Below are 26,515 nucleotides of genomic sequence, written 5' to 3'. Positions count from 1 at the left end.
GAAGTAAAGAAATGTTACAACCGAAAAGAACGAAGTTTCGTAAAATGCAGAAAGGCCGTATGAAAGGTAATGCCAGCAGAGGGCATCAACTTTCTAATGGTATGTTCGGTATCAAGTCTGTAGGAGACGCTGCTTTTTTAACATCACGTCAGATAGAAGCCGCGCGTATCGCAGCGACCAGATATATGAAGAGAGAGGGTCAATTGTGGATTAAAATTTTTCCGGACAAGCCTATTACCAAGAAGCCATTAGAGGTTCGTATGGGTAAAGGTAAGGGTGCTCCTGAATATTTTGTAGCAGTTGTTAAGCCTGGGAGAATAATGTTCGAGGTGGCAGGTGTTCCTATTGATGTTGCTAGAGAAGCATTAAGGTTGGCTGCGCAAAAGTTGCCTGTTAAGACAAAATTTATAACAGCTAGAGATTATACAGTAGAGAATTAATCGTAGGTAATTATGAAAAAACAAGAAATTAAAGAATTGTCTGTTGAAGGACTTACGGAAAAACTTGCTGAATATAAGAAGCAGCATGCGGATTTAAAAATGGCGCACTTTGTGACTCCTTTGGAGAACCCTTTACAAATAAGAAAGGTAAGAAGAACTGTTGCGAGGTTAGCTACGGAATTAACAAATAGGGAAAACCAATAACTGGTTCTGCTTTATGGAAGAAAAGAGAAATTTAAGAAAAGAGAGAGTTGGGGTTGTAACCAGTAACAAAATGGAAAAGTCCATCGTTGTTGCGGAGGTAAAACGTGTTAAACACCCTATGTACGGTAAATTCGTTTTAAAAACGAAAAAATACGTTGCACACGACGAAAAGAACGATTGTAGGGAGGGAGACACCGTTAAAATAATGGAAACTCGCCCTATGAGTAAGACCAAGTGTTGGAGGTTAGTAGAAATCTTAGAAAGAGCTAAATAAGTTATGTTACAGCAAGAATCTAGACTAAAGGTGGCGGATAATACAGGAGCAAAGGAAGTTTTAACTATCCGTGTTCTTGGAGGTACCAAAAGAAGATATGCTTCTATTGGAGACAAAATTGTGGTTACCGTTAAGGAAGCTACGCCAAATGGGGGTATTAAAAAAGGTGCAGTTTCTACGGCAGTAGTTGTTCGAACCAAGAAAGAAGTAAGAAGACCTGATGGTTCTTATATAAGATTCGATGATAATGCTTGCGTTCTTCTTAACCCTACTGGGGAGATGAGGGGTACACGTGTTTTTGGACCTGTAGCTCGAGAATTGAGAGATAAGCAGTTCATGAAAATTGTTTCATTGGCCCCTGAGGTATTATAAGATAGAGATAAGATGAAGAAGTTAAAAATCAAAACTGGAGATACTGTCAGAGTTGTTGCAGGAGATCATAAAGGTTCCGAAGGCAAAGTGATGGTTGTAAATCTAGAAAAGAATAAGGCTATAGTGGAAGGCGTAAACATGGTTTCTAAACACGAGAAGCCTAGTGCTAAGAATCCACAGGGTGGCATTGTAAAAAAAGAAGCTTTGATTCATGTGTCAAACTTGTCTTTGATTGATCCTAAATCGGGTGATACCACAAGAGTAGGTTATGATATGAGGGATGGAAAAAAAGTGAGATTTTCTAAGAAATCTAATGAAGTAATTTAGTTATGACTTACGTTTCAAGATTAAAGAAAGAATATAAAGAGCGCATTGTATCTGCGCTTACTGAGGAATTTGGTTACAAAAATGTAATGCAGGTGCCTAAATTAGAAAAGATAGTTGTGAGCAGAGGGGTTGGTGCAGCTGTAGCCGATAAAAAGCTTATTGATCACGCCGTAGACGAAATGACTATGATAACAGGTCAAAAGGCTATAGCCACTATGTCCAAGAAGGATGTTGCGGCCTTTAAACTCAGAAAGGGTATGCCTATCGGAGCAAAGGTTACGTTAAGAGGTGAACGCATGTACGAGTTTTTAGATAGACTTGTTACATCCGCTTTACCAAGGGTAAGGGATTTTCAAGGAATTAAGGCTACGGGTTTTGATGGTAGAGGAAATTACAACTTGGGTATTACGGAACAAATTATTTTTCCGGAGATAAATATTGATAAAATCAATAGAATCAACGGTATGGATATCACCTTTGTTACTTCTGCAGAGACAGATAAGGAGGCAAAGTCATTATTAACGGAATTGGGATTACCTTTTAAAAAGAACTAGTATGGCTAAAGAATCAATGAAGGCCCGTGAAAGAAAAAGGGCAAGGACTGTAGCTAAATATGCAGAAAAAAGAAAAGCTTTAAAAGAAGCTGGTGATTACGAAGCACTACAGAAACTGCCTAAAAATGCATCTCCGGTTCGTATGCACAATCGGTGTAAGCTTACAGGAAGACCAAAAGGTTACATGAGAACATTTGGTATTTCCAGGGTTATGTTCAGGGAAATGGCAAATAAGGGTTTGATACCGGGTGTTAAGAAGGCTAGCTGGTAGTAAAATAAATAAGTTGAACTGGTTTCAGGTTTAGCAAATGGCTAAAAACCGTCACCGAATTATATATAAATGGTAACAGATACTATAGCAGATTATCTAACTAGAGTTAGAAATGCAAGTAGAGCAGGTCACAGGGTTGTGGAGATTCCTGCTTCTAACTTAAAAAAAGCAGTAACAAAGATATTGTTCGATCAGGGATATATTCTTAGTTATAAATTTGAGGATGATAAAGTTCAGGGAACTATTAAGATAGCCTTGAAATATGATAAGATGACTAAGGAGCCTGTAATCAAAAAGATACAGCGTATCAGTAAGCCCGGTCTTAGAAAATATGCTCCTAGTGAAGATTTGCCAAGAGTATTGAACGGTCTTGGTATAGCCATAGTCTCTACATCACACGGAGTAATGACAAGTAAGCAGGCCAAGGCAGAGAATGTAGGTGGTGAGGTTTTATGTTACGTATATTAACAGAATAAAGAGTTAGAAGATGTCTAGAATAGGAAATAATCCAATAGCAATTCCGGAAGGAGTTACAATAGAAATCAATGATAACATCATTACTGTTAAAGGAAAATTAGGAGAGTTAACTCAAGAATTTTCTGGCGTCAGTGTTAAGGTAGAAGATGGTGAGGCATTCGTGACCAGACCTTCGGATTCAAAGGAACACAAGGCCAAGCACGGACTGTATAGATCATTAATTTTGAATATGGTCGAAGGTGTGTCTAAAGGTTGGACAAAGGAATTGGAGTTGGTTGGTGTAGGTTATCGTGCTAGCAACCAAGGTCAGAAATTGGATTTGGCTTTGGGTTTTTCACATAATATCGTTTTTGATTTAGCTCCAGAGGTTAAAGTTGAAACAATATCGGAAAAAGGGAAGAATCCTATCGTAAAATTAACCTCACATGATAAGCAGTTAGTCGGTCATATAGCCGCTAAAATAAGATCTTTCCGTAAGCCTGAGCCTTACAAAGGAAAAGGTGTTAAGTTTGTAGGTGAAATATTAAGAAGAAAGGCTGGTAAATCAGCTTAATTATAGCATTATGGGATTATCAAAAACGCAGAGAAAGTATAGAATTCGAAGAAGAATCCGTAAGGTTTCCGTTGGTACTGCTGAAAGACCAAGATTATCGGTTTTTAGGAGTAATAATGAAATTTATGCTCAGGTAATTAATGATGTAGAAGGTATCACTTTGGTAGCGGCATCATCTAGAGATAAGGATATCGCTTCAGTAAATGGGAACAAGACAGAGATAGCTACCCTAGTAGGAAAGGCCATAGCGGAAAAATCGGTTAAAGCCGGTTTCGATAAAGTGGCATTTGATAGAGGTGGTAATTTATATCACGGAAGAGTTAAAGCTTTGGCTGAAGGGGCAAGGGAAGCGGGACTAAAATTCTAAAAAAAGAGTATGTTTCAAAAATATAAAAACGTAGAGACTGTAAAACCAGGCGGCTTAGATCTTAAAGATAGATTGGTCGGAGTACAGCGTGTTACTAAGGTTACAAAGGGTGGTAGGGCATTTGGCTTTTCTGCGATTGTAGTAGTAGGAGATGAAAACGGAGTTGTTGGTCATGGCCTTGGAAAATCAAAGGAAGTGGCTACGGCAATTGCAAAGGCAATTGAAGACGGAAAAAAGAATTTGATTCGTATCCCTTTGAATAAAGGTACGCTGCCACACGAGCAAAAAGGTAAATTCGGTGGAGCACGTGTTTATATCCAACCTGCTTCGCATGGTACCGGTGTAATTGCTGGTGGTGCCGTTAGAGCGGTACTGGAGGCCGTTGGCGTTCATGACGTACTGTCAAAATCACAGGGTTCCTCAAACCCCCACAACGTAGTTAAGGCAACTTTTGATGCTTTATTACAATTAAGGGATGCAAGAACAGTTGCACAACAAAGAGGAGTTTCTTTAGAGAAAGTTTTTAAAGGTTAAGAAGGGTATTATGGCAAAGATTAAGGTTACACAGTTAAAGAGTAGCATCAAAAAACCTCAAAATCAAAAGCGAACGTTAGAAGCTCTTGGTTTAAAAAGAATTGGTCAGGTGGTAGAGCATGAAGACACCCCTAATATTCTTGGAATGATAAATAAAGTTAAACATCTAGTTTCTACAGAAGAAGCTTAAATAAATATTTGATGAATTTAAGTAATCTACAACCTGCAGAAGGTTCAGTTAATAGAGATGGTAAGCGTCTGGGAAGAGGCCAAGGATCTGGTAAAGGTGGAACTGCTGCAAGAGGACATAAAGGAGCTAAATCTAGATCGGGTTACTCCAAGAAAATAGGATTTGAAGGTGGACAGATGCCCTTGCAAAGAAGAGTGCCTAAGTTCGGTTTCACGAATATAAATCGTAAGGAATATCAAGGCATTAATCTAGACAGGTTGCAAGCTCTTGTTGATGACAAGGTTATCAAGGATACTGTTACTTTAGATATTTTGATAGAGAACGGACTTGTTAGAAAAAATGAGTTAGTGAAGATTTTAGGTGGTGGAGAGTTAAAAGCATCACTGAAAATTTCGGTACATAAATTTACAGCTACAGCAAAAGCCGCTATCGAAGCTGCCGGTGGTGAAGCAATAAGTTTATAAGCATAAACGAGAGCATGAAGAAATTTATTGATACAATATCCAATATTTGGAAAATAGAAGAGCTAAGGAATAGAATACTTATTACCTTAGGTCTTTTATTGGTTTATAGATTTGGTTGTCAAATTGTACTTCCAGGTATTGATTCTACACAATTGGGTGGACTGGCAGATGGCACGGACCAAGGAATATTTGGTTTGCTGAACGCATTTACAGGAGGGGCTTTTGCCAATGCTTCTGTTTTCGCACTTGGAATAATGCCCTATATTTCTGCTTCGATTGTAGTTCAATTAATGGGGATTGCAATTCCCTATCTTCAAAAGTTACAGAAAGAAGGAGAAAGCGGACGTAAAACGATAAATCAGATAACTAGATGGCTAACCATCGGTATCTGTATTGTACAAGCACCGGCTTATCTATATGGCTTAGAAGCTTTTGGTGTTAGAGATAGTGCTTTCCTATTAGGGAAGGGACTTGACTTCATGGTGCCTGCGGTCATAATTTTGGTAACAGGATGTGTTTTCGCAATGTGGTTAGGAGAAAAAATAACGGATAAAGGTATCGGTAACGGTATATCCTTATTAATAATGATCGGTATTATCGCCACCTTGCCTCAATCCTTTGTTCAAGAGTTCATTTCTAGGACTACGAACAATAATGGTGGATTGATGTTCATACTTATTGAGGTAATTGTTTGGTTCTTGGTTATTCTTGCTAGTGTTCTCTTAGTAATGGCCACTAGGCAAATTCCGGTGCAGTATGCTCGTAGAACTGCATCAGGAGGCTATGAAAAGAACATCATGGGTTCCAGACAGTACATTCCTTTGAAACTTAATGCTTCGGGGGTTATGCCAATCATATTCGCACAGGCAATCATGTTTGTTCCCAGTATGATTGGTGGTGCTTTTGATGATACGGAGTTCGGTCAGTGGATGCAGGTGCAATTTGCTGATATCTTCGGACTAGCATATAACATTCTATTCGGTCTATTAATTATCATATTCACTTACTTCTATACGGCTATTACGGTTCCAACTAACAAAATGGCTGATGATTTAAAAAGAAGTGGTGGTTTTATTCCAGGAATTAGGCCAGGTAAGGAAACGGGTGATTTCTTAGACAAGATTATGTCTTTGATTACTTTGCCGGGGTCAATATTTTTAGCTTTACTAGCGGTATTACCGGCAATTGTTGTAAAGCTTTTAGATGTGCAGGCAGGATGGGCATTATTTTACGGAGGAACATCATTGCTCATTATGGTGGGTGTGGCCATTGATACTGTACAACAGGTAAATTCATATCTCTTGAACAGGCATTATGATGGTCTGATGAAATCAGGAAAAAACAGAAAAGTAGCATAATTTATGGCTAAGCAAGCAGCAATAGAGCAAGATGGATCTATCATAGAAGCGTTGTCAAATGCAATGTTTCGTGTGGAGTTAGAAAATGGACATGTGGTAACTGCTCATATATCGGGCAAAATGCGCATGCATTATATTAAATTATTACCTGGAGACAAGGTGAAATTGGAAATGAGTCCATACGACCTTACGAAAGCAAGAATTACTTATAGATACTAAGATACAAGATGAAAGTAAGAGCATCAGTTAAAAAGAGAAGTGCCGAATGCAAGATTGTACGCAGAAAGGGCAGGTTGTACGTAATCAACAAAAAGAATCCTAGATTTAAACAAAGACAAGGGTAATTATGGCAAGAATCGCGGGTATAGACATACCAAAACAGAAAAGAGGCGTAATTGCCTTGACCTATATTTTCGGAATTGGAAGAAGCAGGTCTAAAGAAATATTAGAGAAAGCCCAAGTTAGTGAAGATACTAAGGTCTCTGATTGGAACGATGATGAGATTGGTCGTATCAGGGAGGCTGTTTCTGCTTTTACCATCGAGGGAGAGCTTCGTTCTGAAACACAATTGAACATTAAGCGTTTAATGGACATTGGTTGTTATAGAGGTATTCGCCATAGATCAGGTTTACCCTTAAGAGGTCAACGTACCAAGAATAACTCTAGAACTAGAAAAGGAAAGCGTAAAACAGTTGCTAACAAGAAGAAGGCTACTAAATAATAAATAGTTATGGCAAAGGCAAATACAAAAGTAACTAAGAAACGTAAGGTTGTTGTAGATTCTGTTGGTGAAGCTCACGTAACAGCTTCATTTAATAACATTATTATTTCATTGACTAATAAAAAGGGTGATGTAATCTCATGGTCATCAGCTGGTAAATTAGGATTTAGAGGTTCAAAAAAGAATACACCATATGCTGCACAGGTTGCTGCAGAAGATTGTTCCAAAGTAGCTCATGAAGCTGGTTTAAGAAAAGTAAAGGTGTATGTAAAAGGACCGGGTAATGGTAGAGAATCTGCCATACGTGCCCTACACAATTCAGGAATTGAAGTGACGGAAATCATAGATGTAACTCCGATGCCTCATAATGGTTGTAGACCTCCAAAAAGAAGAAGAGTTTAATTAAGTATTAATAGATTTCACAGAAGGTGTAATTACGATTATCGAAGGATAAGCCTTAATTCATAATCTCACTTTCATAATTTAAGAAAATGGCAAGATACACAGGACCAAAATCAAAAATCGCCCGTAAATTCGGAGAAGCGATATTCGGAGACGACAAAGCCTTCGAAAAGAAAAACTATCCCCCAGGACAACACGGTAACGCAAGACGTCGTGGTAAAAAATCGGAGTACTCCGTGCAGTTAATGGAGAAACAAAAAGCAAAATACACGTATGGTATTTTGGAAAAGCAATTCCGTAATTTATTCTCCAAAGCTAACAGGAGTAAAGGTGTTACAGGTGAAGTATTACTTCAGTTATGTGAATCTCGTTTAGACAACGTTGTTTACAGAATGGGAGTTTCTCCTACCAGAAGTGGCGCTAGACAATTAGTATCACACAGACACATTACTGTTAACGGAGAGTTGGTAAACATTCCTTCTTACTCTTTGAAAGCAGGAGACGTTGTTGGGGTAAGAGAAAAATCTAAATCCTTACAAAACATACAGGATTCATTGGCTGCAAATAGCTCAGTTTATGAATGGATGACGTGGAATTCAGAAAAAATGGAGGGTACATTCGTATCGGTTCCAGAAAGACTTCAGATTCCTGAAAATATCAAAGAACAATTAATAGTCGAGTTATACTCTAAATAAACAACACTGATCCAATTATGGCATTATTTAATTTTCAGAAACCCGATAAAGTAATAATGATCGATTCCTCAGATTTCGAAGGGAAATTTGAATTTCGTCCTTTGGAACCTGGTTATGGATTAACTGTTGGGAATGCATTAAGAAGGGTATTGCTTTCTTCATTAGAAGGGCATGCCATCACATCCGTAAGGATTGATAAAGTAGAACATGAGTTCTCTGTAATATCTGGTGTTGTAGAAGACGTAACCGAAATTATATTGAATTTAAAACAAGTTCGTTTTAAGAAGCAAATCGAGGATTCCGAAGCGGAAGTTGTTTCAATATCCGTAAGTGGTAAAGATCAGTTGACCGCTGGGGATTTCCAGAAGTTTATTTCTGGTTACCAAGTGCTTAATCCTGACTTGGTCATCTGTAATATGGATGCTAAGGTTAGCATCAACATGGAAATCACGATTGATAAAGGTAGGGGCTATGTTCCTGCCGAAGAGAACAAAAAGTCGGGAGCTCCAATGGGGACTATCGCTGTGGACTCTATTTTTACACCAATTAAGAATGTAAAGTATAGTATTGAAAACTATCGTGTAGAACAAAAAACCGATTATGAAAAGTTGGTTTTCGAGATTGTTTCTGATGGTTCTATTCACCCAAAAGATGCTTTAACTGAGGCGGCCAAGGTGTTAATACATCACTTTATGCTTTTCTCTGATGAAAGAATTACGCTGGAAGCTGACGAAATAGCTCAAACGGAGACTTATGATGAAGAGTCCTTACATATGAGACAATTGTTAAAAACCAAGCTTGTGGATATGGATTTATCCGTTCGTGCTTTGAATTGTTTGAAAGCGGCAGAAGTTGATACGCTTGGAGATTTGGTGTCTTTCAATAAAAACGATTTGATGAAATTCAGGAACTTCGGTAAAAAGTCGTTGACAGAGCTAGAAGAACTTGTTATTAACAAAGGACTTAGCTTTGGAATGGATTTGTCAAAATATAAATTAGATAAGGATTAATAATCATATTTTGCTCCTCGCCAGTCGAGTTTGGTAGCAAGATGATAAAGTAAACATATGAGACACGGTAAAAAAATAAACCATTTAGGAAGAAAAACAGCACATAGAAAGGCGATGTTGGCCAATATGGCCTGTTCCTTAATTGAGCATAAGAGAATCAATACTACTGTTGCCAAAGCTAAGGCGCTGAAGCAATTTGTAGAACCATTGATTACAAAATCAAAAGCAGAGAATAATTTATCTGCTGAAAAAGGTACGCACAACAGACGTATCGTATTTAAGAGTCTTAGGGATAAGTATGCTGTAACTGAATTGTTCAGCGTGGTATCTGAAAAGGTTGCCGACAGGCCAGGTGGTTACACTAGAATTATAAAACTAGGTAATCGTCTAGGTGATAATGCTGACATGGCCATGATAGAGCTCGTAGATTTCAACGAAGTGTACAATGCTGGCAAGCCTAAGAAAAAATCTACAAGAAGAAGTAGAAGAGGTAGCGGAGCTAAGACGGAAACGCCTCCGGTGGCTGTTGCAGATTCTAAAGCAGAAGCTCAAACTGATACAGAGGCTAAAGCAGATGACTCAGAAGAATAAAATGTCAATAAATATTGATAATTATAAAAGGATAAGCTTTATAGCTTATCCTTTTTTTATGTTTTTTTGTTAACGATTAATAAAGTATAGAAAACTTATGAAATATCAATCCAGAAAAAAGGCGTTAATATTATTGGCGGACGGTACCATTTTTTATGGTAAGTCCGTTGGGGATAAAGAGGGAACTGCATTTGGGGAAGTCTGTTTTAATACGGGAATGACCGGTTATCAGGAGATTTTTACGGATCCCTCTTATTTTGGTCAATTAATGGTCACTACTAATGCACATATTGGTAACTATGGCACCAATAAGGAAGAGGTAGAATCAGAAACCATTAAAATTTCGGGATTGATTTGCAGAAATTTCAGTTATGAATACTCTAGGCCCATAGCGGATGCCAGTTTAGAGGAGTTTTTAAATAAAAACGGGTTATTTGCCATATCCGATGTTGATACAAGGGCTTTGGTGAATTATATAAGGGATAATGGTGCTATGAACGCTGTTATTTCTACGGAGGTGGATAATATCGAAAGCCTAAAGAAACAATTGAAAGAAGTACCTAGTATGGACGGTTTAGAATTGGCTTCAAAAGTTTCTACCCGTGAGCCGTATTACTATGGAGATGAAAATGCGAAGTATAAAATATCTGCCTTGGATATTGGTATTAAAAAGAATATCTTAAGAAATCTCGCTAAGCGAGACGCGTATATAAAAGTGTTTCCATATAATACTAGTTTTGATAAAATGGCGTCTTGGAATCCTGATGCTTATTTTATTTCTAACGGACCTGGTGACCCAGAACCTCTTAAAGATGCTATCAATACGGCAAAGGATATCATAAAAACAGACAAGCCCTTATTTGGAATATGTTTAGGACATCAGGTAATTGCCTTGGCTAACGGAGTATCGACTTATAAAATGCATAATGGCCATAGGGGTATCAACCACCCAGTTTTAAATTTGCTGACAGGGAAAGGAGAAATTACCTCTCAGAACCACGGTTTTGCGATTAACCGAGAAGAAACAGAGGCCAATACGGATTTAGAGATTACCCATGTACACTTAAATGATAAGACGGTCGCGGGAATCAGGATGAAAGACAAGAATGTTTTCTCGGTACAATACCATCCTGAAGCCAGTCCAGGCCCTCATGATGCGGACTATCTTTTCGATGATTTTTTCAACTTAATTGCGAAAAACACAAAAGAGCCGTTAGAAGTTTAAATTATCGTTATTTTATTGGGAATTACGGTACCTAAGAGAATTCTTTAAAAAGAGTGTTTCGTATCTTTGCCCACTATTAATAATCAATTTTAATCAAGAAAAATAAGATGAGTATCATACTAAGTGTTCACGCTAGACAAATATTGGATTCAAGAGGTAACCCTACCGTAGAAGTAGATGTAATTACTGAAAATGGTGTAATGGGAAGAGCGGCTGTGCCCTCTGGTGCTTCAACTGGTGAGCATGAGGCTGTTGAACTTAGAGATGGTGGTAGCTCATTTATGGGTAAAGCGGTCACTAAAGCCGTTGCCAATGTAAATAACGTCATTGCTGAAGAAATCTTAGGGATGTCCGTGTTTGAACAGAACCTATTGGATCAAACGATGATAGATTTAGATGGTACCCCTAATAAATCCAAACTTGGAGCTAATGCCATTCTGGGCGTATCCCTTGCCGCTGCAAAAGCTGCTGCTAACGAGCTTGGGCTCTCCTTGTTCCGTTATGTAGGAGGCGTAAGTGCAAATACGTTACCTGTTCCAATGATGAACATCATAAATGGTGGGTCGCATTCCGATGCTCCTATAGCCTTCCAAGAATTTATGGTAATGCCGGTAAAAGCCAAGAATTTCTCGCATGCCATGCAAATGGGGACGGAAATATTCCATAACCTCAAAAAAGTATTACATGATAGAGGTTTGAGCACGGCGGTTGGCGACGAAGGTGGCTTTGCACCTAATCTTGCCGGTGGTACGGAAGATGCATTGGATACCATTGCAAAGGCTGTTGATAAAGCTGGCTATAAATTGGGAGGTGATGTTATGATTGCCCTTGATTGTGCTGCGGCAGAGTTTTTCGTAGATGGAAAATATGACTACACCAAGTTTGAAGGGGATAAAGGGGTTATAAGAACATCTGAAGAGCAGGCACAATATTTGGCTGACCTTTCCGCAAAGTATCCTATCATATCAATCGAAGATGGCATGGATGAGAACGATTGGGACGGTTGGAAAGCATTAACTGATAAGATAGGGGATAAGGTGCAATTAGTTGGTGATGATTTATTTGTTACTAACGTGGAGCGCTTGTCTACTGGAATAGAAAAGGGCATTGCTAATTCTATTCTAATAAAAGTAAATCAAATAGGAACATTAACGGAGACTATCGCCGCGGTAAACATGGCTAAAAATGCAGGGTATACCTCAGTAATGTCGCATCGTTCTGGTGAAACCGAAGATAATACCATAGCAGATTTGGCAGTTGCACTTAATACAGGTCAAATTAAGACCGGTTCCGCATCACGTTCTGATCGTATGGCCAAATACAATCAATTGCTTCGTATTGAGGAAGAACTCGGGAGTATGGCATACTATCCCAAGGACAAAGCCTTCAAATTAAAATAATACCTCTAAAAAGCCTTTCTAATTCAGAAAGGCTTTTTTTTTGGCCTATTCACAAAAAAAATAACTACCTTTTTACAATTCAATAATTAAAATCCCTCTAACACCGAATATGAATAATTTCCTTTTTGTTGCTGCCGAGAATGATGCCATACCAGATTGTAAAGCGGGCGGAATGGGCGATGTTGTCCGTGATGTCCCTAGAGAAATTTCCAAACGAGGAGATAAGGTCCATGTTGTGGTTCCTTCCTACTCTAGGTTGCATAAATCAGGCGTATTTAAAATGAATTTAAATTTTCAGCTCAGAGGTACGTCTTACACCGCTGAGTTATATGAGGTGGTTCCGAAAAAAATCGATGCGAATATAAAACATTATGTAATCCACCATCCAGAAATAGAGGAAGGTGGTATTGCCCATATTTATCATGACGACCCAACAGAGCCATTTTATAATGATTTTGTGAAGTTCATGGTTTTTAATACTGCAGTCGCTGAATCTATGCGAGTAGAGGCTTACGGGTCTTTGGATATTGTACACATGCACGATTGGCATTCAAGTGCTTTGTTATTTTTAAAGAAATACCACCCAAGTTATAGAGGTCTAAGGAAGATGCGATATGTTTATAGTATTCACAACTTGGCCATACAGGGAATACGTCCCTTCTACGATAATTATGCTTCAGTTAATAATTGGTTTCCCGAAATAGAGCTTGACCATAAGACTTTGATGGACCCGCGTTACCAGGATTGTATTAATCTCATGGCAGTTGGTATTCGCCTGGCAGATGCCGTACATACGGTCTCTCCATCTTATAAGGAAGACGTGATGCTTCCTAGTAGAAAACCTGAATTTATTGGGGGGGAAAGTTTGGAAAATGATTTACTACAGGCAGATAATGAAGGGCGGTTGTTCGGAATTTTGAATGCGTCCAACTATGGTAATATTAGAGAAGCGGAAAAGGGCTTGCTTTATAGAAATACGGTCAAAGCATTATTTGGATGGCTTCAAGATGAGTCAAAAATGTATAAAGCTAATTTTCTTGCCCATACAGGTGAGAAAATCATGGAATACGTAGGTAATAGACCCAAATTTATAGTGTCTAGTGTTGCCCGTTTAACAGAACAAAAATTTTACTTTTTTATGCGATCTCCGGAAGCATTGGAAAAGATGTTAAAACGACTTGATAAAATAGGCGGAATTTTTATGCTCTTGGGAACAGGAGATCCAGGTTACGAAGAACATTTTCGTAACATGAGTTATAAGTATAAGAATTTTATTTTCACGAACGGTCAGTCAGAAGATTTGATAGATTCCATGTATCTAGAGACAGACCTTTATTTTATGCCTAGCCTTTTTGAACCTTGTGGTATAAGTCAGATGTTGGCGATGCGCAACGGGAACCCTTGTTTGGTGCATCATACTGGAGGTTTAAAGGATACGGTCTCCCACTTAAAAACCGGCTTCGCGTTCGATGGTAATACCTATGACGAAAAGATAAATAATATGGTTAAGAGTTTTGACCAGGCCCTTGATATCTGGGAGAACGACCAGCCCAAGTGGAAAAGGATTAAGAACAACGCTAAGAAAATGAGGTTTACATGGGAAAAATCACTGGATGCCTATTATAAGGACTTGTATTTATTGTAGTTATAAAAGCCTATTTTATCTTAAAAAATATCAGGTGTTAATAATTATCTAAAGCTACCCGTTTAATTGTTAAAACAATCACTTTTCCGTAAATTTACCGTTAAAATTAAATCTAAGTAATTACGATATATGTCAGATAAAGCTACTTTAAAGTACGATGGTAAAGAGTATGAATTTCCAGTTATAAAAGGTACCGAGGATGAACTTGCCATAGATATCAAGCAGCTACGTGGCAGTACTGGTGGGATTATTACCATAGATCCTGGATACAAGAATACCGGGTCTTGCGAAAGTGCTATAACATTTCTAGATGGTGAGCAGGGTATTCTGAGATATAGAGGGTATGCCATAGAAGAACTTGCTGAGAAAGCAGATTTTCTTGAGGTGGCCTACCTATTAATTTTTGGAGAATTACCTAACAAAGAGCAGTTAGAAGCTTTTCACATAGACATAAAGAATGAATCTCACGTAGATGAAGAAATGAAAAAGATTTTGGATGCTTTTCCAAAATCAGCCCATCCTATGGGCGTTCTTTCTTCTTTGACAAGTGCACTGATCGCTTTTAATCCAATTTCGGTAAATGTAACTTCAAAAGACGAAATGTACGGTGCTATTGTAAGGATACTGGCCAAATTTCCGGTTCTGGTAGCATGGACACTTCGTAAGAAAAAAGGATTACCATTGGATTATGGTGATGACACCTTGGGTTACGTAGAGAACATTCATAAAATGATGTTCAAAAAACCTTCTCAGGAGTATAAGAGAAATAAAATCGTAATCGATGCGCTTGATCAATTATTAATATTACATGCCGATCACGAACAGAACTGTTCTACATCTACCGTGCGTATTGTTGGGTCTTCGCATGCAGGCTTGTTTGCTTCCCTATCCGCAGGTATTTCCGCCTTATGGGGCCCATTACACGGTGGTGCTAACCAAGCGGTTCTGGAGATGTTGGAAGCTATTGAGGCAGATGGTGGTGATACTAAAAAGTATATGGCCAAGGCAAAGGACAAGAGCGACCCTTTCAGACTAATGGGCTTTGGACATAGGGTATATAAGAACTTTGACCCAAGGGCTAAGATCATCAAAAAAGCAGCTGAAGAAGTGCTTAACGACTTAGGTATTGATGATCCAATTCTTGAGATAGCAAAAGGACTTGCGAAAGAAGCCTTGGAAGATCCATATTTCGTTGATAGAAAATTGTATCCTAACGTAGATTTCTATTCAGGAATTATCTATAGGGCCTTGGGTATCCCAACAGAAATGTTTACCGTAATGTTCGCTTTGGGAAGATTACCAGGTTGGATAGCGCAATGGAGAGAAATGAGGCTACGTAATGAACCTATTGGCAGACCAAGACAAATTTATATCGGAGAAACCGAGCGTCCGTTCGTTGAACTTGATGCCAGGTAGATTGCTACCTTTTAATAAAAACAATGAAAGCTCTTTTATTTATAAAGGAGCTTTTTTTGGTTTAAAATCGAAATTAATTTTATTCTAAACTTATCATGCTCAGATTAAATATCAACGATGAGATTTCACCTTTGAAGGCCGTTGTTTTGGGAACAGCTAAAAGTAGTGGTCCAACACCAAAACCCGAAGAGGCCTACGACCCCAAGTCTTTGGAACATATACTTGCTGGGACTTATCCCAAAGAAGCCGATATGATACAAGAAATGGAAGCGTTTGCCGCGGTATTTGAAAAATATGGTGTAAAAGTGTACCGACCTGAAGTTTTAGAGCAGTGTAATCAAATCTTTTCAAGGGATATTGCCTTTGTTATCGAGGATAAACTTGTAGTAGCCAATATCTTACCGGAAAGAGAAAAAGAAGTAGAGGCTATTCTGCACGTACTAGATAAGATAGATGAAGGTCATATTTTGCATCCACCGGAAGAGGTACATGTAGAGGGTGGAGATGTCATGCCCTGGAAGGATTATATTTTTGTAGGTACATATACGGCAGATGATTACGCTGAATGGATAACGGCCAGAACCAACTCACATGCAGTAGACTACTTGAGAAATCAGTTTCCCAGAAAAACCGTAAAATCGTTCGAGCTTAGAAAGTCCAGTAACGCAAGGGAAAATGCATTACATTTAGATTGTTGTTTTCAACCACTGGGAAAAGGAAAAGCTATCTTGCATAAAAACGGTTTCTTGGTTGAAGAAGAATACCAGTGGCTGGTGGATTTTTTCGGTAGGGAAAACATCTTTGAAATAACTGCTGACGAAATGTACCACATGTTCAGTAATGTGTTTTCAATCTCTCCAAACACCGTAGTCTCGGAAAAAGGCTTTACTAGATTAAATGATTGGCTAAGAAGTGAAGGTTTTACCGTTGAGGAAATACCGTATGCCGAAATAGCAAAACAAGAAGGACTATTAAGATGTAGTACATTACCCTTAATAAGGGAGTAATTAAAATGAATATGCAGATTACCAATACTATTTTAATGATACGACCGGTTGCTTTTAGAATGAACGAGCAAACCGCGGTAAATAATTATTTTCAAGAAGATCTTAACTTAAAGAACCATACGATAAACGAGCGAGCCCAAAAGGAGTTCGATGATTTTGTAACCGTCTTACGAAAAAATGGGGTTAACGTTATCGTGGTAGATGATAAAGAGGAAAATGACACTCCGGATTCTATTTTCCCTAACAACTGGGTCTCTTTTCACGCTAGTGGCACCGTTGCCGTGTATCCCATGTTCGCAGAAAACCGCAGAAAGGAAAGAAGAGAAGATATTTTTGATATTTTAGAAGAGGCCGGTTTTCATATTAATAATATTGTTGATTATACCTCAGCAGAAGAAGAAGGTGTTTTCTTGGAGGGCACGGGAAGCATCCTAAAGGATAGGGTGAATCAAAAGGCCTATTGTGCCCTTTCAGAAAGGGCGGACGAGCATCTCTTTATTGAGTTCTGTGAAGATTTTGATTGTTTTCCGGTCATTTTTACGGCCAATCAGTCTGTGGATGGTAAACGTATGCCAATATATCACACCAATGTTATGATGGCCATGGCAGAGACTTTTGCCGTCATTTGCTTGGATACCATAGACGATAAAAAAGAGCGTAAAAATGTGGTAGCGCATTTAAAGAAGGACAACAAGGAAATTATACGAATTACAGAAGAACAAATGCACCATTTTGCTGGAAATATGTTGCAGGTCATCGGTGTGGACGAAAAACGTTTTATGGTAATGAGTTCCGCTGCCTATAATACTTTGGAGCAAGAACAGCTCAAGGCCATTACAAAGCATTGTGAGATAATACATAGTTCTCTGGACACCATAGAAACCTGTGGAGGTGGAAGTGCTCGTTGTATGATGGCAGAGGTTTTTTTGCCCAGGGCATAGTATAATAATAAGTGAAGGAGTTTATTAAACGGTTTTTTTCATGCGTTCTTGTTGAAGATTGCTTAACTTTTAAGAAAATTAATCTTTAAATATAGAATCCTGCGTCCCCATGAAAACACAAAGAATACTCATCCTTGGATTTATTTTATTGGTAGGTATACTTTTGGCTTCCAACGGGGGTCCATCCACTTCTGTATATGAAATAACCACAGCTGAAAAAACGAAAGACGAAGCGGACACCGCTTTTGATACCATGATGCGCGTTCTATCGCATCAGCGGTGTGTCAATTGCCATCCTAATGATAATATACCCAAACAGGGAGATGATAGTCACCCTCACTATTTCGGAATTAGAAGGGGAATGGATAAGGAAAGCTCCGCTGCTACCCAATGTATTACTTGCCATCAATCCGAAAATAATTCATACTCGGGAGTGCCCGGTGCGCCGGAATGGGCCCTGGCACCGGCTTCCATGTATTGGGAGGGGTTGAGTAAAATTGAAATTGCCGAGTCCATGATGGACCCCGAAAGAAATGGAGGTAGGACGCCAGAAGAAACCATGCATCATTTAACGGAGCACGAACTAGTCTTGTGGGCTTGGGCACCTGGGGTAAATGCTAACGGCGTGCCTAGAGAAGTACCGCCCGTTCCCAAAGAAGAATATATAGCTGCGGTTAAAAAGTGGTTTAAGGAAGGACATAGTATTCCATCTAAATAAAAGTGATTATGAAAATATCCTTGACGGTAAATGGCGATTATCATACGATTGATATTGCTGATACCGATACTCCTTTATTATGGGTCATTCGAGACATCTTAAATCTGAAAGGCACTAAATTCGGTTGCGGTAAAGCGGCTTGTGGGGCATGTACCTTACATGTTGAAGGGGAGGCGGTGCGTTCCTGTTCTTATGCTGTCAAATTTGCCGACGGAAAAGAGATTACTACTATAGAAGGATTGGGAACAAAGGCCAACCCTCATCCAGTACAGCGCGCTTGGATTGAGGAGGTCGTACCACAGTGTGGCTATTGTCAACCTGGTTTTATAATGGCCACTGCGGCCTTGTTGAAGAAAAATCCAAATCCTACTGATGAGGATATCGATGTTAACATCATTAATGTTTGCCGATGCGCTACCTATTACCGTATGAGGAAAGCGATACATAGGGCAGCTGAGCTTAGTGTATCTCCCGAGGAATCAGAAAACTTAAACGCATAGCTTATGGCAGGTAAGAAAAAATTATCACGACGAGCTTTTCTGGTGAGAGGAGGTCTGGGTACGGTGGGCGTTTTAGCAGTAGGGACATACTTGTTCAGAAACCCGATACGTAGGGAAATAGCGGGGATGGTGAATACGGCGGACGCTCCCTATCAAGGAAATACGGAAACTCCGATTATTTGGTTTGAGATAACCAAGGATAACAACGTTGTACTTCATAGTCCTAAAGTTGAAATGGGGCAAGGAACTTTTACAGGGTTAGCGCAAATAGCTGCGGATGAACTTGGAGTTGCTATGGAGCAAATGCAAGTAGTACATGCAGATTCCGCTTCGGGCAATATTGATGCTTTCGCAACAGGAGGTAGTACATCTATTTCGTCATTATGGATGCCGCTTCGAGAATTAGCGGCTACCATGCGCGTTATGATAGTTCAGGAGGCTGCGAAAAAAATGCAAGTTGATGCCTCAACCGTTTCTATTGATAAGGGGATGATTACAGCTGCGGATAAGACCATGTCTTATGCACAGGCTGTTAAAGGGGTCAGTGAATGGCAAATCCCCGAAACCCCAACATTAAAACCGGTATCGGATTACAAATTTGTGGGCAAACCTATTGCCCGTGTAGATTTAGAGGATAAGGTTTTTGGGTCGCCCATTTTTGGTATGGATGCTACGATGCCAGATATGCTTTACGGAGCTGTGGTGCGTCCTTCTAGGATAGGTTCGGTGTATTTGGGAGCTGATACTTCCAAAGCTGAGGCCATGCCTGGAGTGGTGAAAATAGTAAAGCAGGACGATTTCGTAGGAGTCGTAGCCAATTCCTTAATTGAGGCTGAAAATGCCAAGACTGCAATACAAGCGGAATGGGAAAGTAACCAAACGCTTCAAACCGCAGATATAAAAGCAATGGTCACCGTTGGAGAGGGGAAACCTTTCGTCATCCAAAAAGAGGGGAATGCTAAAGCTGTTTTAGAAGAGGGAGAAAATATTATCGTTGCCGATTACTGGAGCCCAATCGGTGCGCATGCCCAATTAGAACCTAACGGGGCACTAGCCTTTGTTACCGAGGATAGTGCAACTATCATGATGTCTACCCAGGTCGTTAATTTTACCCGGAAAGAAATCGCGGATCGTTTGGGTTTTGAAGTGGAGCAAGTAAATATTGTGCCTACGTTCCTAGGAGGTGGTTTTGGAAGGAGGTTGCACACTCCAAATGGCATACAGGCGGCCGTTTTGTCCAAGGCTGTGGGCAGACCCGTTAAATGTTTCTTTACCCGAAAAGAAGAATTTCAAAACGATACGTTTAGGCCGCCCACCCACCATATCATGAAAGCAAAGTTATTACCGGACGGACTCGTTGAAGCTCTAGAGCACAATGTATCTAGTGGTGACGTAGCCTTTGGGTCCCCAATAGTCCCAAGTATAGCTGAACCTGTGCTTGGTGCCGATTTAGGAGCTTGGCGGGGTGGAATGATACAGTATGGGGCCATACCAAATTATCGGGCTATTTCTTGGCGTGTTAAACTGCCTTTTGCTACTAGTTGGTGGCGTAGTTTAGGATTGCTGGCAAATACATTTGCAATAGAAAGTTTTATGGATGAACTGGCTATCAAAGCAGGCAGAAATCCTGCCGAATTCCGTTTGGCGCAGATACAGAACGATGAACGAGGAGACCGTCTGAAATCTGTTATTGAAGCCGTTATAGAAAATGCTGGCTATACTGATGATGTAATCGATGGCAAAGCTATGGGGCTTGCGGTTTCAACCGACACCAACACGCCATGTGCACAAGTAGTAGAAGTGTCCATTTTGGAAAATGAAATTAAAGTTCATAAGGTTACCTGTGCCATGGACCCGGGGCTTGTAGTGAATCCGGACCAAGTACGCGCACAGTGCGAAGGAGCTATTATAATGGGTATGAGCGCAGCCCTATTTGAAAAGATGGAAGTGGAAGATGGTGTCTTGACACCGACCATTTACGGACCTTATGAAATGGCGCTAATGAAACATGCCCCTAAAGAGATTGAAGTGGTGCTGCTTCAAGGTACAGATACTCCCGGTGCGGTAGGAGAACCTCCTCTAGGGCCCATTGGTGCAGCGATTGCCAATGCGGTATTCCGACTTACGGGACAGCGGTTGAGAGAAATGCCACTAAAATTAGCATAGCTTTTCTTTGGGACGAACCTTGGTTTATTAAGATGTTTTAAAGCTGACATTTCTAGTGTAACGGGTAACGCCGATAAACTAGTTTTCCCCTTTTCTGGTCTTCGCTATGTTCCGTATCATACCTCCAAAGATAAAATAGTGGAGTGGTACTATACTGTACCAATATAACCTACCTCGTAAACCTCGCGGTCTAAAGGTTGCCGTTTGATGTAAAACGTTGTTTTCATCAATTTTGAATTCTAACCATGCTTCTCCCGGCAGTTTCATTTCGGCGAAGAGTAATAGTCGTTTACCTTTTTTATCGGCTAAAAGCACTCTCCAAAAGTCCAGTGCATCACCCGCAAAGATTTTATCGGGATGGGTTCTACCTCTTCTAAGACCAACACCACCTATCAATTTATCTAAAAATCCTCGGATTTTCCACAACCAATTACCATAATACCATCCATTGGTGCCACCAATTTTCCAAATGTTTTTCAAGACTTGTTTGGGGTTGTTTATCTTCATGGTTTGTACATCCCTAAGTACCCCAAATTTGGGTACCTGAATATACTTTTCAAGATTTTTATTAAAACGGCCACTGATCAGACTGTCCTTCCAACTACTGACTACTAGATTCTGTTCTATTTTTACGAATGCCATGTCTATGGCCTCACGGTAGGTATGTGGGGTAATCTCTAAAAGATTGGCTAAGCGATTGTCTTTGGCAACCACCTCAATTTTCATGCTATCCACTAAGTTCAAGGCCAAAGTATAAGAAGTGGAAGTCACGAAATATAACCAATAGGAAGAAAGCTTCGGTGTCATGACCGGGACGGTATAAATCCAATTTTTAAACCCTCTGGCATTGGCATATTGATGCAACATTTCTTTATAAGTAAGAATATCAGGGCCGGCAATATCAAAAGAATCGTTGTACGTTTCCGTGTTCCCCAATACTCCTGTTAAAAAGCTAATGACATCTCTTATGGCTATAGGCTGTGTTTTGGTCAATACCCACTTTGGGGTAATCATAAAGGGAAGTTTTTCACAGAGATCACGAATGATCTCGAAAGAGGAACTCCCAGAACCTACTATGATGCCCGCCCTTAAAACCGTGAGACTAAAATTGCCTTGGTAAAGTATTTCCTCTACATTTTTACGTGACCTTAAATGCTTGGAAAGATTGGCATCATTTACAATTCCACTGAGATAGATGACTTGTTTTATACTGGTTTCTTGGACATAGGAATTAAAGTTCTCAGCGGTCTTGGCTTCCATTTCATCAAAATCCGTTGTTGAAGTGCTCATGGAATGAATCAGGAAGTAAGCGGCATCCAAATCGGTAGGAAGTAGTCCAGGTTGTACTTCTTTTAAAAAATCGATCTCAACTATTTCTATTTGATTCCGTGTTTCAGCATCTACGGACAAGCGTTCTGCATCCCTTACGGCACAGATCACTTCATGCCCTTGTTTTAGTAGTTGGGGAAGTAGTCGCATGCCTATATAGCCATTGGCTCCTGTCAACAGTATTTTCATTACTTGGGAATTTTAAACATTTTATAAATCATCAACAGAAGTCGGTGCGTTATCCGCTTTGTAACCCAAAAGCTTCTTAAAGAACTTTTGTACAGCTTTGGTGTCAGATTCCACTTTAATAAAATAGTTGTCACGATATATGGAATAGACCGATGCTTGACCCTTGTAAATGGTTAGCTTATAGTAAGGTATGACCAATGCAAAAGTTTCCAATAAAGACCTAAACCGCACTATAATTCCTTTTGGTCGTATTTCAATATTACAGGTATCTCTATTATTATCTAGAATCAGCAGGTTCCTGATTTCAACACTGGTTTCTGTAATAATCAACTTTGGAGAACCAATACCACCCATGCTAAAGCGCTCTTTTAAGGTGAAAGGTTTCCCTACGGCTTCATCAACTTTTTTGGTTATCGCTTTATTATTGTAAGATACGTTTACTAACATTTTGCATTTTTCCTTAAAGTTAATAAAAGGGAAATCGATACCTAAGGGAATAGCGCAATAAGTGTAAAAATGATTAGTTTTGCAGCCTTAATTACCTGTTTTATGACTATTCAAGAAGTACTTAGTGCCAACGTTAAGAAAGGGATATCCGAGCTTTATGAAATAACGTTGCCCTCGGTAGAATTTCAGCCTACACGTAAAGACTTTGAGGGTGATATTACCATCGTAGTTTTTCCCATGTTAAGGCACATCAAAGGAAACCCTGTTCAAATAGGGGAGCAGATAGGTGCTTTTTTGAAAGAAAACGTGACCGCTGTTTCAGATTATAACGTCATTAAGGGATTTTTGAATATTGTTATTTCCGATTCGTTTTACGTATCCTATTTTGATACCATTAGAGCGGAAAAAGATTTTGGTCTGGTTACGGCGTCGGACGATGCGATCATGGTCGAGTATTCTTCACCCAATACCAACAAACCTTTACATTTGGGACATATCCGAAATAATTTATTAGGGTATTCGGTGGCCGAAATTTTGAAGGCTTCAGGTAAAAAAGTATATAAGACACAAATTATAAATGACCGAGGAATTCATATTTGCAAGAGTATGCTGGCTTGGCAACGGTTTGGTAATGGAGAAACACCGGAGACCACGGGCATCAAGGGTGATAAGCTAGTTGGCAACTATTATGTTGCTTTTGATAAAGCGTATAAGGAGGAGATAGCGACTATGGTTGCCGAAGGAATTGATAAAAAGGTGGCCGAAAAGGAGGCTCCTATACTTCTTTCGGCACAGGAAATGCTATTAAAATGGGAAGCTGGTGATGAGGAGGTCGTGTCCCTATGGAAGACAATGAACGGTTGGGTCTATAAAGGATTTGATATTACCTATAAAAACCTGGGCGTAGATTTTGATACGCTTTATTATGAGAGTGATACCTATTTACTAGGTAAAGACGTTGTAGCGGATGGACTCGATAAAGGAGTTTTCTTTAAAAAAGAGGACGGTAGCGTTTGGATTGACCTTACGGATGAAGGTCTGGACGAAAAAATTGTACTACGTTCAGATGGCACAGCTGTTTATATGACTCAAGATATTGGTACCGCCATACAAAGAGTAAAGGACCATCCGGATATCAATGGCATGGTCTACACGGTAGGGAACGAGCAGGATTACCATTTTAAAGTACTGTTTCTAATTTTAAAGAAACTTGGTTTCTCATGGTCTGAGAAATTACATCATTTAAGTTATGGAATGGTGGATTTGCCTAGCGGTAAGATGAAGAGTAGGGAAGGTACCGTAGTTGACGCAGATGACCTTATGGAGGACATGACCAAAACTGCAGGGGCTATCTCAAAGGAACTGGGTAAGCTAGAGGATTACTCCGAAAAAGAGAAAGAGGAGCTGTATAAAATGATTGGTCTAGGCGCCTTGAAATATTATATTTTAAAGGTAGATCCTAAAAAGCGCATTTTGTTCGACCCGGAAGAGTCGGTGGATTTCCAAGGAAACACAGGGCCTTTTATTCAGTATACGTATGCCAGAATCCAATCCATACTAAGAAAGGCCAATGAAACAGGTGTAGACCTAACAATGGTACCTGATGCCGCACTGATCTTGCATCCAAAGGAAAAGGAATTGATCAAACAATTACAGCAGTTCCCTGATACCATTCAATTAGCGGCAGAAAATTATAGTCCGGCCTTAGTGGCCAATTATACCTATGATCTGGTCAAGGAATTCAATTCATTTTACCAACAGGTTTCCATTTTAGGTGAAACGGATTCCGCAAAAAAAGTGCTTCGGGTTCAACTTTCCCATAAGGTCGGGGAAACGATAAAAACGGCATTTAGCTTATTGGGGATAGCAGTTCCTGATAGAATGTAAAATAAAACGCCACTCTAAAAAAGAGTGGCGTTTCACTAACCAACCATAAAATGAACGCAGGTACGTCCATACTCTTATGAAGCTTACGCCTCCAAAGTCTTTTCGCTTTGTGATACCGCTAAACCATATATAACTAGACCAAAGCCGATTTTATTTATTGCGTCTCCAATGTTATATACTACATTTAGGTCTAGACCTCCAAAAAGTCCTTCATACCAACCTGGAGTTCCTGCCATATAGCCGATTGGGTAAATTGCCCAGCCCACAAGTACAAACCAACATAAAGTTTTGTGAGCCTTTAATACGGACCCACCAGCTTCTACTGCCAATTTTTTCGCCTTTCCTAACCAGATATCGTATACAATTACAAAATAGGCAATTCCAGAAATTAAGCCCCATAACCAAGCTTGGTCCCTGTAAACAGCTTCTCCTAAATATCCGGTGACCAACATAATAACCGATAATGCGATTAGTCTCCACATTAAGGAAGTTTTTGCGCCTGCCACTCGTAGAATAAGGAAAAATTCAACACACATTAACGGTACCGTTAAAATCCAGTCTACATATCTAAAAAAGGTTGGGGATTCTGCGAAACCAGACCAGTAATCCCTCATATACCAATAGTGAACGGCTGCAATAAAGGTAATTAAACCAGAAACCAATATTGAAGTACGCCATTTCCTATCAAAACTGTTCATTGAAAGAAAGAAGAAAGCAGAAGCGGCCATCATGGCCATGCAGCCCACGAAGAATGTGAACCCAACATAATCGTCTGTAGCCAGTTTGGCCACTAGAGAAAAAGAACTCATTAAATTTTCCATAATTTTTAATTTTTTTGATTTTGTTTAGGTAAATTTATAAAAAGTTAAACACTTATTGTTTAAGTAAAATGTTAAATATTTAAACAAAAGTTTAAATAATTATGATATATGAAAAAAGACAGGGCTGAAAATATCAATTTGAGCAGCTTTATAATAGTAGCTACTTTTTTTTCCCTTTGGGTGGCCGTATTTTTTGAACCTGCTATAGAGGACTTTTTAGCTTATTTTTTGATTTTAACTTTTGGAATCCTTCATGGAGCCAATGATATAAAGTTGCTTCAAAAAACGAACGTGGTCATCAATACCAAAATCGGTTTTGTGACCACTTTGGTTTATTATATACTATTTGTAGGTACCAGCATTCTTTTTTTCTTTTACCTTCCTTCTATTGCTTTGGGGCTTTTCATTATTTTTAGTGGGTACCATTTTGGAGAACAGCATTGGATTTCAAAAATAACCGGACAATCTTTTTTCAATTCGGTGCTATTTCTGGTATATGGTCTGTTCGTCCTGTTCTTGATTTTTAATGCGCACGCTATCGAGGTTTCCGCAATTATCACTGAGATTTCTGGAAGGAACATACCTTTGAATTACTACGGTTATGCACTAAAGTTTTTTGGAACGGTAACCGTATTAATGGTTGCTTTTGGTTACTTTAAAAAAACCTTGTTGTTCAATTTTCCTAAGCAGGCTTTTTACATATTGGTTTTGTACATCGTATTTCATACGGCTTCTCTATTATGGGCATTTGCTATATATTTTATTTTATGGCACTCCATACCATCTATGGTTGATCAAATCAAATACTTATATGGTAATTTGAGATTGACTAGCGTTAGACGTTATGTGCTATCATCGTTACCTTACTGGACGATATCGGTCCTTGGAATAGGTATTATACTCTTTCTGTTTAGGGCAGAGGTGAATACGTCCTTGGCGTTATTTTTCTCTTTTTTAGCAGCTATTACTTTTCCTCACGTGTTGGTTATAACGAGACTGAATAGAAAGTAATGTTCAGGT

Annotated in this window: 35 protein-coding genes; 32 read left to right on the top strand and 3 right to left on the bottom strand. The window is 39.3% G+C overall.

Translation table 11 applies throughout. The annotated features are described in order from the left end of the window. The first annotated feature begins 11 nt into the window (after positions 1 to 11). The 30 genes from rplP to EJ994_RS09065 all read left to right on the top strand — a co-directional run bounded on the left by rplP (position 12) and on the right by EJ994_RS09065 (position 20,822). Entirely contained in the window at positions 12 to 440 is a 429-nt protein-coding gene (gene rplP, locus EJ994_RS09210) for a 50S ribosomal protein L16 (protein WP_099573182.1), read from the top strand. Between the two features lie 12 nt (positions 441 to 452). Then, positions 453 to 644, top strand: a complete 192-nt coding sequence (gene rpmC / locus EJ994_RS09205) for a 50S ribosomal protein L29 (RefSeq protein ID WP_099573181.1) — start codon at positions 453 to 455, stop codon at positions 642 to 644. A 13-nt stretch (positions 645 to 657) separates the two neighbouring features. Further along, positions 658 to 918 (top strand): 30S ribosomal protein S17, encoded by a 261-nt coding sequence (gene rpsQ / locus EJ994_RS09200; RefSeq protein WP_027078357.1) that lies wholly within the window; start codon positions 658 to 660, stop codon positions 916 to 918. A gap of 3 nt (positions 919 to 921) precedes the next feature. Next, a complete protein-coding gene (rplN, locus tag EJ994_RS09195; protein WP_013993867.1) occupies positions 922 to 1,290 on the top strand; it encodes a 50S ribosomal protein L14 in 369 nt (122 codons plus the stop codon). Between the two features lie 12 nt (positions 1,291 to 1,302). Further along, on the top strand, positions 1,303 to 1,617 hold the full coding sequence (gene rplX / locus EJ994_RS09190; RefSeq protein WP_099573180.1) for a 50S ribosomal protein L24: 315 nt from the start codon (positions 1,303 to 1,305) through the stop codon (positions 1,615 to 1,617). A 2-nt stretch (positions 1,618 to 1,619) separates the two neighbouring features. After that, on the top strand, positions 1,620 to 2,171 hold the full coding sequence (gene rplE, locus EJ994_RS09185) for a 50S ribosomal protein L5 (protein ID WP_099573179.1): 552 nt from the start codon (positions 1,620 to 1,622) through the stop codon (positions 2,169 to 2,171). Position 2,172: 1 nt separating this feature from the next. Then, a complete protein-coding gene (rpsN, locus tag EJ994_RS09180) occupies positions 2,173 to 2,442 on the top strand; it encodes a 30S ribosomal protein S14 (RefSeq protein WP_047246265.1) in 270 nt (89 codons plus the stop codon). Between the two features lie 69 nt (positions 2,443 to 2,511). After that, positions 2,512 to 2,910, top strand: a complete 399-nt coding sequence (rpsH, locus tag EJ994_RS09175) for a 30S ribosomal protein S8 (protein ID WP_126592172.1) — start codon at positions 2,512 to 2,514, stop codon at positions 2,908 to 2,910. 19 nt (positions 2,911 to 2,929) lie between these two features. Continuing rightward, a complete protein-coding gene (gene rplF, locus EJ994_RS09170; protein WP_099573176.1) occupies positions 2,930 to 3,472 on the top strand; it encodes a 50S ribosomal protein L6 in 543 nt (180 codons plus the stop codon). A 10-nt stretch (positions 3,473 to 3,482) separates the two neighbouring features. Beyond that, positions 3,483 to 3,839: a 50S ribosomal protein L18 gene (rplR, locus tag EJ994_RS09165; protein WP_126592171.1), complete on the top strand. Its 357-nt coding sequence runs from the start codon at positions 3,483 to 3,485 to the stop codon at positions 3,837 to 3,839. Between the two features lie 9 nt (positions 3,840 to 3,848). Beyond that, positions 3,849 to 4,373, top strand: coding sequence for a 30S ribosomal protein S5 (rpsE, locus tag EJ994_RS09160; RefSeq protein WP_099573174.1), 525 nt, complete (start codon positions 3,849 to 3,851; stop codon positions 4,371 to 4,373). A 10-nt stretch (positions 4,374 to 4,383) separates the two neighbouring features. Further along, on the top strand, positions 4,384 to 4,563 hold the full coding sequence (gene rpmD, locus EJ994_RS09155; protein WP_099573173.1) for a 50S ribosomal protein L30: 180 nt from the start codon (positions 4,384 to 4,386) through the stop codon (positions 4,561 to 4,563). Between the two features lie 11 nt (positions 4,564 to 4,574). Then, a complete protein-coding gene (rplO, locus tag EJ994_RS09150) occupies positions 4,575 to 5,027 on the top strand; it encodes a 50S ribosomal protein L15 (protein ID WP_126592170.1) in 453 nt (150 codons plus the stop codon). A gap of 14 nt (positions 5,028 to 5,041) precedes the next feature. Continuing rightward, a complete protein-coding gene (secY, locus tag EJ994_RS09145) occupies positions 5,042 to 6,385 on the top strand; it encodes a preprotein translocase subunit SecY (RefSeq protein WP_099573171.1) in 1,344 nt (447 codons plus the stop codon). A gap of 3 nt (positions 6,386 to 6,388) precedes the next feature. Continuing rightward, the gene (gene infA, locus EJ994_RS09140) at positions 6,389 to 6,604 is read left to right on the top strand and encodes a translation initiation factor IF-1 (RefSeq protein WP_013305172.1); all 216 of its coding nucleotides are present in this window, start codon (positions 6,389 to 6,391) and stop codon (positions 6,602 to 6,604) included. An 8-nt stretch (positions 6,605 to 6,612) separates the two neighbouring features. Beyond that, the gene (ykgO, locus tag EJ994_RS09135; protein WP_073370549.1) at positions 6,613 to 6,729 is read left to right on the top strand and encodes a type B 50S ribosomal protein L36; all 117 of its coding nucleotides are present in this window, start codon (positions 6,613 to 6,615) and stop codon (positions 6,727 to 6,729) included. 2 nt (positions 6,730 to 6,731) lie between these two features. Then, entirely contained in the window at positions 6,732 to 7,106 is a 375-nt protein-coding gene (gene rpsM / locus EJ994_RS09130) for a 30S ribosomal protein S13 (RefSeq protein ID WP_126592169.1), read from the top strand. Positions 7,107 to 7,115: 9 nt separating this feature from the next. Further along, a complete protein-coding gene (gene rpsK / locus EJ994_RS09125; RefSeq protein ID WP_099573169.1) occupies positions 7,116 to 7,508 on the top strand; it encodes a 30S ribosomal protein S11 in 393 nt (130 codons plus the stop codon). 89 nt (positions 7,509 to 7,597) lie between these two features. Further along, entirely contained in the window at positions 7,598 to 8,203 is a 606-nt protein-coding gene (gene rpsD / locus EJ994_RS09120; RefSeq protein WP_126592168.1) for a 30S ribosomal protein S4, read from the top strand. Between the two features lie 17 nt (positions 8,204 to 8,220). Beyond that, positions 8,221 to 9,213, top strand: a complete 993-nt coding sequence (locus EJ994_RS09115) for a DNA-directed RNA polymerase subunit alpha (protein ID WP_126592167.1) — start codon at positions 8,221 to 8,223, stop codon at positions 9,211 to 9,213. 57 nt (positions 9,214 to 9,270) lie between these two features. Next, positions 9,271 to 9,804 (top strand): 50S ribosomal protein L17, encoded by a 534-nt coding sequence (gene rplQ, locus EJ994_RS09110; RefSeq protein ID WP_126592166.1) that lies wholly within the window; start codon positions 9,271 to 9,273, stop codon positions 9,802 to 9,804. Between the two features lie 97 nt (positions 9,805 to 9,901). Then, positions 9,902 to 11,029 carry a glutamine-hydrolyzing carbamoyl-phosphate synthase small subunit gene (gene carA / locus EJ994_RS09105; protein WP_126592165.1) on the top strand — a complete coding sequence of 376 codons (1,128 nt, stop codon included), beginning with the start codon at positions 9,902 to 9,904 and terminating at the stop codon, positions 11,027 to 11,029. A gap of 107 nt (positions 11,030 to 11,136) precedes the next feature. Continuing rightward, positions 11,137 to 12,429, top strand: coding sequence for a phosphopyruvate hydratase (gene eno, locus EJ994_RS09100; RefSeq protein ID WP_126592164.1), 1,293 nt, complete (start codon positions 11,137 to 11,139; stop codon positions 12,427 to 12,429). Positions 12,430 to 12,538: 109 nt separating this feature from the next. Continuing rightward, the gene (locus EJ994_RS09095; protein WP_126592163.1) at positions 12,539 to 14,074 is read left to right on the top strand and encodes a glycogen synthase; all 1,536 of its coding nucleotides are present in this window, start codon (positions 12,539 to 12,541) and stop codon (positions 14,072 to 14,074) included. A 129-nt stretch (positions 14,075 to 14,203) separates the two neighbouring features. Next, entirely contained in the window at positions 14,204 to 15,490 is a 1,287-nt protein-coding gene (locus tag EJ994_RS09090; protein WP_126592162.1) for a citrate synthase, read from the top strand. A gap of 95 nt (positions 15,491 to 15,585) precedes the next feature. Further along, a complete protein-coding gene (locus tag EJ994_RS09085; RefSeq protein WP_126592161.1) occupies positions 15,586 to 16,497 on the top strand; it encodes a dimethylarginine dimethylaminohydrolase family protein in 912 nt (303 codons plus the stop codon). Between the two features lie 11 nt (positions 16,498 to 16,508). Continuing rightward, positions 16,509 to 17,438 (top strand): citrulline utilization hydrolase CtlX, encoded by a 930-nt coding sequence (gene ctlX, locus EJ994_RS09080; protein WP_126592160.1) that lies wholly within the window; start codon positions 16,509 to 16,511, stop codon positions 17,436 to 17,438. 109 nt (positions 17,439 to 17,547) lie between these two features. Further along, positions 17,548 to 18,156, top strand: coding sequence for a hypothetical protein (locus tag EJ994_RS09075; protein WP_126592159.1), 609 nt, complete (start codon positions 17,548 to 17,550; stop codon positions 18,154 to 18,156). 8 nt (positions 18,157 to 18,164) lie between these two features. Continuing rightward, entirely contained in the window at positions 18,165 to 18,656 is a 492-nt protein-coding gene (locus EJ994_RS09070) for a (2Fe-2S)-binding protein (protein WP_126592158.1), read from the top strand. A 3-nt stretch (positions 18,657 to 18,659) separates the two neighbouring features. Further along, positions 18,660 to 20,822, top strand: a complete 2,163-nt coding sequence (locus EJ994_RS09065) for a xanthine dehydrogenase family protein molybdopterin-binding subunit (RefSeq protein ID WP_126592157.1) — start codon at positions 18,660 to 18,662, stop codon at positions 20,820 to 20,822. 78 nt (positions 20,823 to 20,900) lie between these two features. Here the strand turns inward: EJ994_RS09065 and EJ994_RS09060 are convergent, their stop codons facing one another. Beyond that, complete coding sequence (locus EJ994_RS09060; protein ID WP_126592156.1) at positions 20,901 to 22,340, bottom strand: SDR family oxidoreductase; 1,440 nt, start codon at positions 22,338 to 22,340, stop codon at positions 20,901 to 20,903. A gap of 21 nt (positions 22,341 to 22,361) precedes the next feature. Then, the gene (locus EJ994_RS09055) at positions 22,362 to 22,787 is read right to left on the bottom strand and encodes a hypothetical protein (protein WP_126592155.1); all 426 of its coding nucleotides are present in this window, start codon (positions 22,785 to 22,787) and stop codon (positions 22,362 to 22,364) included. A 102-nt stretch (positions 22,788 to 22,889) separates the two neighbouring features. Between EJ994_RS09055 and argS the strand changes: the two genes are divergently transcribed. Continuing rightward, the gene (gene argS, locus EJ994_RS09050) at positions 22,890 to 24,674 is read left to right on the top strand and encodes an arginine--tRNA ligase (RefSeq protein ID WP_126593686.1); all 1,785 of its coding nucleotides are present in this window, start codon (positions 22,890 to 22,892) and stop codon (positions 24,672 to 24,674) included. Between the two features lie 83 nt (positions 24,675 to 24,757). Here argS and EJ994_RS09045 read toward each other — a convergent pair whose 3' ends face one another. Beyond that, positions 24,758 to 25,495, bottom strand: coding sequence for a bacteriorhodopsin-like (locus tag EJ994_RS09045; RefSeq protein ID WP_099573155.1), 738 nt, complete (start codon positions 25,493 to 25,495; stop codon positions 24,758 to 24,760). 108 nt (positions 25,496 to 25,603) lie between these two features. Between EJ994_RS09045 and EJ994_RS09040 the strand changes: the two genes are divergently transcribed. Then, on the top strand, positions 25,604 to 26,506 hold the full coding sequence (locus EJ994_RS09040; protein ID WP_126592154.1) for a Brp/Blh family beta-carotene 15,15'-dioxygenase: 903 nt from the start codon (positions 25,604 to 25,606) through the stop codon (positions 26,504 to 26,506). The last annotated feature ends 9 nt before the right edge of the window (positions 26,507 to 26,515 follow it).

Origin of the sequence: Maribacter sp. MJ134, from assembly GCF_003970695.1 — a bacterium.
GTDB lineage: Bacteria > Bacteroidota > Bacteroidia > Flavobacteriales > Flavobacteriaceae > Maribacter.
The sequence above is the reverse complement of the archived record's forward strand: the minus strand, read 5'-3'. Positions and strand labels throughout refer to the sequence as shown.

Bases quoted from the DNA above. Each gene is read 5' to 3' on its own strand.
- rplP (WP_099573182.1), top strand. From the start codon at position 12: ATGTTACAACCGAAAAGAACGAAGTTTCGTAAAATGCAGAAAGGCCGT.
- rpmC (WP_099573181.1), top strand. From the start codon at position 453: ATGAAAAAACAAGAAATTAAAGAATTGTCTGTTGAAGGACTTACGGAA.
- rpsQ (WP_027078357.1), top strand. From the start codon at position 658: ATGGAAGAAAAGAGAAATTTAAGAAAAGAGAGAGTTGGGGTTGTAACC.
- rplN (WP_013993867.1), top strand. From the start codon at position 922: ATGTTACAGCAAGAATCTAGACTAAAGGTGGCGGATAATACAGGAGCA.
- rplX (WP_099573180.1), top strand. From the start codon at position 1,303: ATGAAGAAGTTAAAAATCAAAACTGGAGATACTGTCAGAGTTGTTGCA.
- rplE (WP_099573179.1), top strand. From the start codon at position 1,620: ATGACTTACGTTTCAAGATTAAAGAAAGAATATAAAGAGCGCATTGTA.
- rpsN (WP_047246265.1), top strand. From the start codon at position 2,173: ATGGCTAAAGAATCAATGAAGGCCCGTGAAAGAAAAAGGGCAAGGACT.
- rpsH (WP_126592172.1), top strand. From the start codon at position 2,512: ATGGTAACAGATACTATAGCAGATTATCTAACTAGAGTTAGAAATGCA.
- rplF (WP_099573176.1), top strand. From the start codon at position 2,930: ATGTCTAGAATAGGAAATAATCCAATAGCAATTCCGGAAGGAGTTACA.
- rplR (WP_126592171.1), top strand. From the start codon at position 3,483: ATGGGATTATCAAAAACGCAGAGAAAGTATAGAATTCGAAGAAGAATC.
- rpsE (WP_099573174.1), top strand. From the start codon at position 3,849: ATGTTTCAAAAATATAAAAACGTAGAGACTGTAAAACCAGGCGGCTTA.
- rpmD (WP_099573173.1), top strand. From the start codon at position 4,384: ATGGCAAAGATTAAGGTTACACAGTTAAAGAGTAGCATCAAAAAACCT.
- rplO (WP_126592170.1), top strand. From the start codon at position 4,575: ATGAATTTAAGTAATCTACAACCTGCAGAAGGTTCAGTTAATAGAGAT.
- secY (WP_099573171.1), top strand. From the start codon at position 5,042: ATGAAGAAATTTATTGATACAATATCCAATATTTGGAAAATAGAAGAG.
- infA (WP_013305172.1), top strand. From the start codon at position 6,389: ATGGCTAAGCAAGCAGCAATAGAGCAAGATGGATCTATCATAGAAGCG.
- ykgO (WP_073370549.1), top strand. From the start codon at position 6,613: ATGAAAGTAAGAGCATCAGTTAAAAAGAGAAGTGCCGAATGCAAGATT.
- rpsM (WP_126592169.1), top strand. From the start codon at position 6,732: ATGGCAAGAATCGCGGGTATAGACATACCAAAACAGAAAAGAGGCGTA.
- rpsK (WP_099573169.1), top strand. From the start codon at position 7,116: ATGGCAAAGGCAAATACAAAAGTAACTAAGAAACGTAAGGTTGTTGTA.
- rpsD (WP_126592168.1), top strand. From the start codon at position 7,598: ATGGCAAGATACACAGGACCAAAATCAAAAATCGCCCGTAAATTCGGA.
- EJ994_RS09115 (WP_126592167.1), top strand. From the start codon at position 8,221: ATGGCATTATTTAATTTTCAGAAACCCGATAAAGTAATAATGATCGAT.
- rplQ (WP_126592166.1), top strand. From the start codon at position 9,271: ATGAGACACGGTAAAAAAATAAACCATTTAGGAAGAAAAACAGCACAT.
- carA (WP_126592165.1), top strand. From the start codon at position 9,902: ATGAAATATCAATCCAGAAAAAAGGCGTTAATATTATTGGCGGACGGT.
- eno (WP_126592164.1), top strand. From the start codon at position 11,137: ATGAGTATCATACTAAGTGTTCACGCTAGACAAATATTGGATTCAAGA.
- EJ994_RS09095 (WP_126592163.1), top strand. From the start codon at position 12,539: ATGAATAATTTCCTTTTTGTTGCTGCCGAGAATGATGCCATACCAGAT.
- EJ994_RS09090 (WP_126592162.1), top strand. From the start codon at position 14,204: ATGTCAGATAAAGCTACTTTAAAGTACGATGGTAAAGAGTATGAATTT.
- EJ994_RS09085 (WP_126592161.1), top strand. From the start codon at position 15,586: ATGCTCAGATTAAATATCAACGATGAGATTTCACCTTTGAAGGCCGTT.
- ctlX (WP_126592160.1), top strand. From the start codon at position 16,509: ATGCAGATTACCAATACTATTTTAATGATACGACCGGTTGCTTTTAGA.
- EJ994_RS09075 (WP_126592159.1), top strand. From the start codon at position 17,548: ATGAAAACACAAAGAATACTCATCCTTGGATTTATTTTATTGGTAGGT.
- EJ994_RS09070 (WP_126592158.1), top strand. From the start codon at position 18,165: ATGAAAATATCCTTGACGGTAAATGGCGATTATCATACGATTGATATT.
- EJ994_RS09065 (WP_126592157.1), top strand. From the start codon at position 18,660: ATGGCAGGTAAGAAAAAATTATCACGACGAGCTTTTCTGGTGAGAGGA.
- EJ994_RS09060 (WP_126592156.1), bottom strand. From the start codon at position 22,340: ATGAAAATACTGTTGACAGGAGCCAATGGCTATATAGGCATGCGACTA.
- EJ994_RS09055 (WP_126592155.1), bottom strand. From the start codon at position 22,787: ATGTTAGTAAACGTATCTTACAATAATAAAGCGATAACCAAAAAAGTT.
- argS (WP_126593686.1), top strand. From the start codon at position 22,890: ATGACTATTCAAGAAGTACTTAGTGCCAACGTTAAGAAAGGGATATCC.
- EJ994_RS09045 (WP_099573155.1), bottom strand. From the start codon at position 25,495: ATGGAAAATTTAATGAGTTCTTTTTCTCTAGTGGCCAAACTGGCTACA.
- EJ994_RS09040 (WP_126592154.1), top strand. From the start codon at position 25,604: ATGAAAAAAGACAGGGCTGAAAATATCAATTTGAGCAGCTTTATAATA.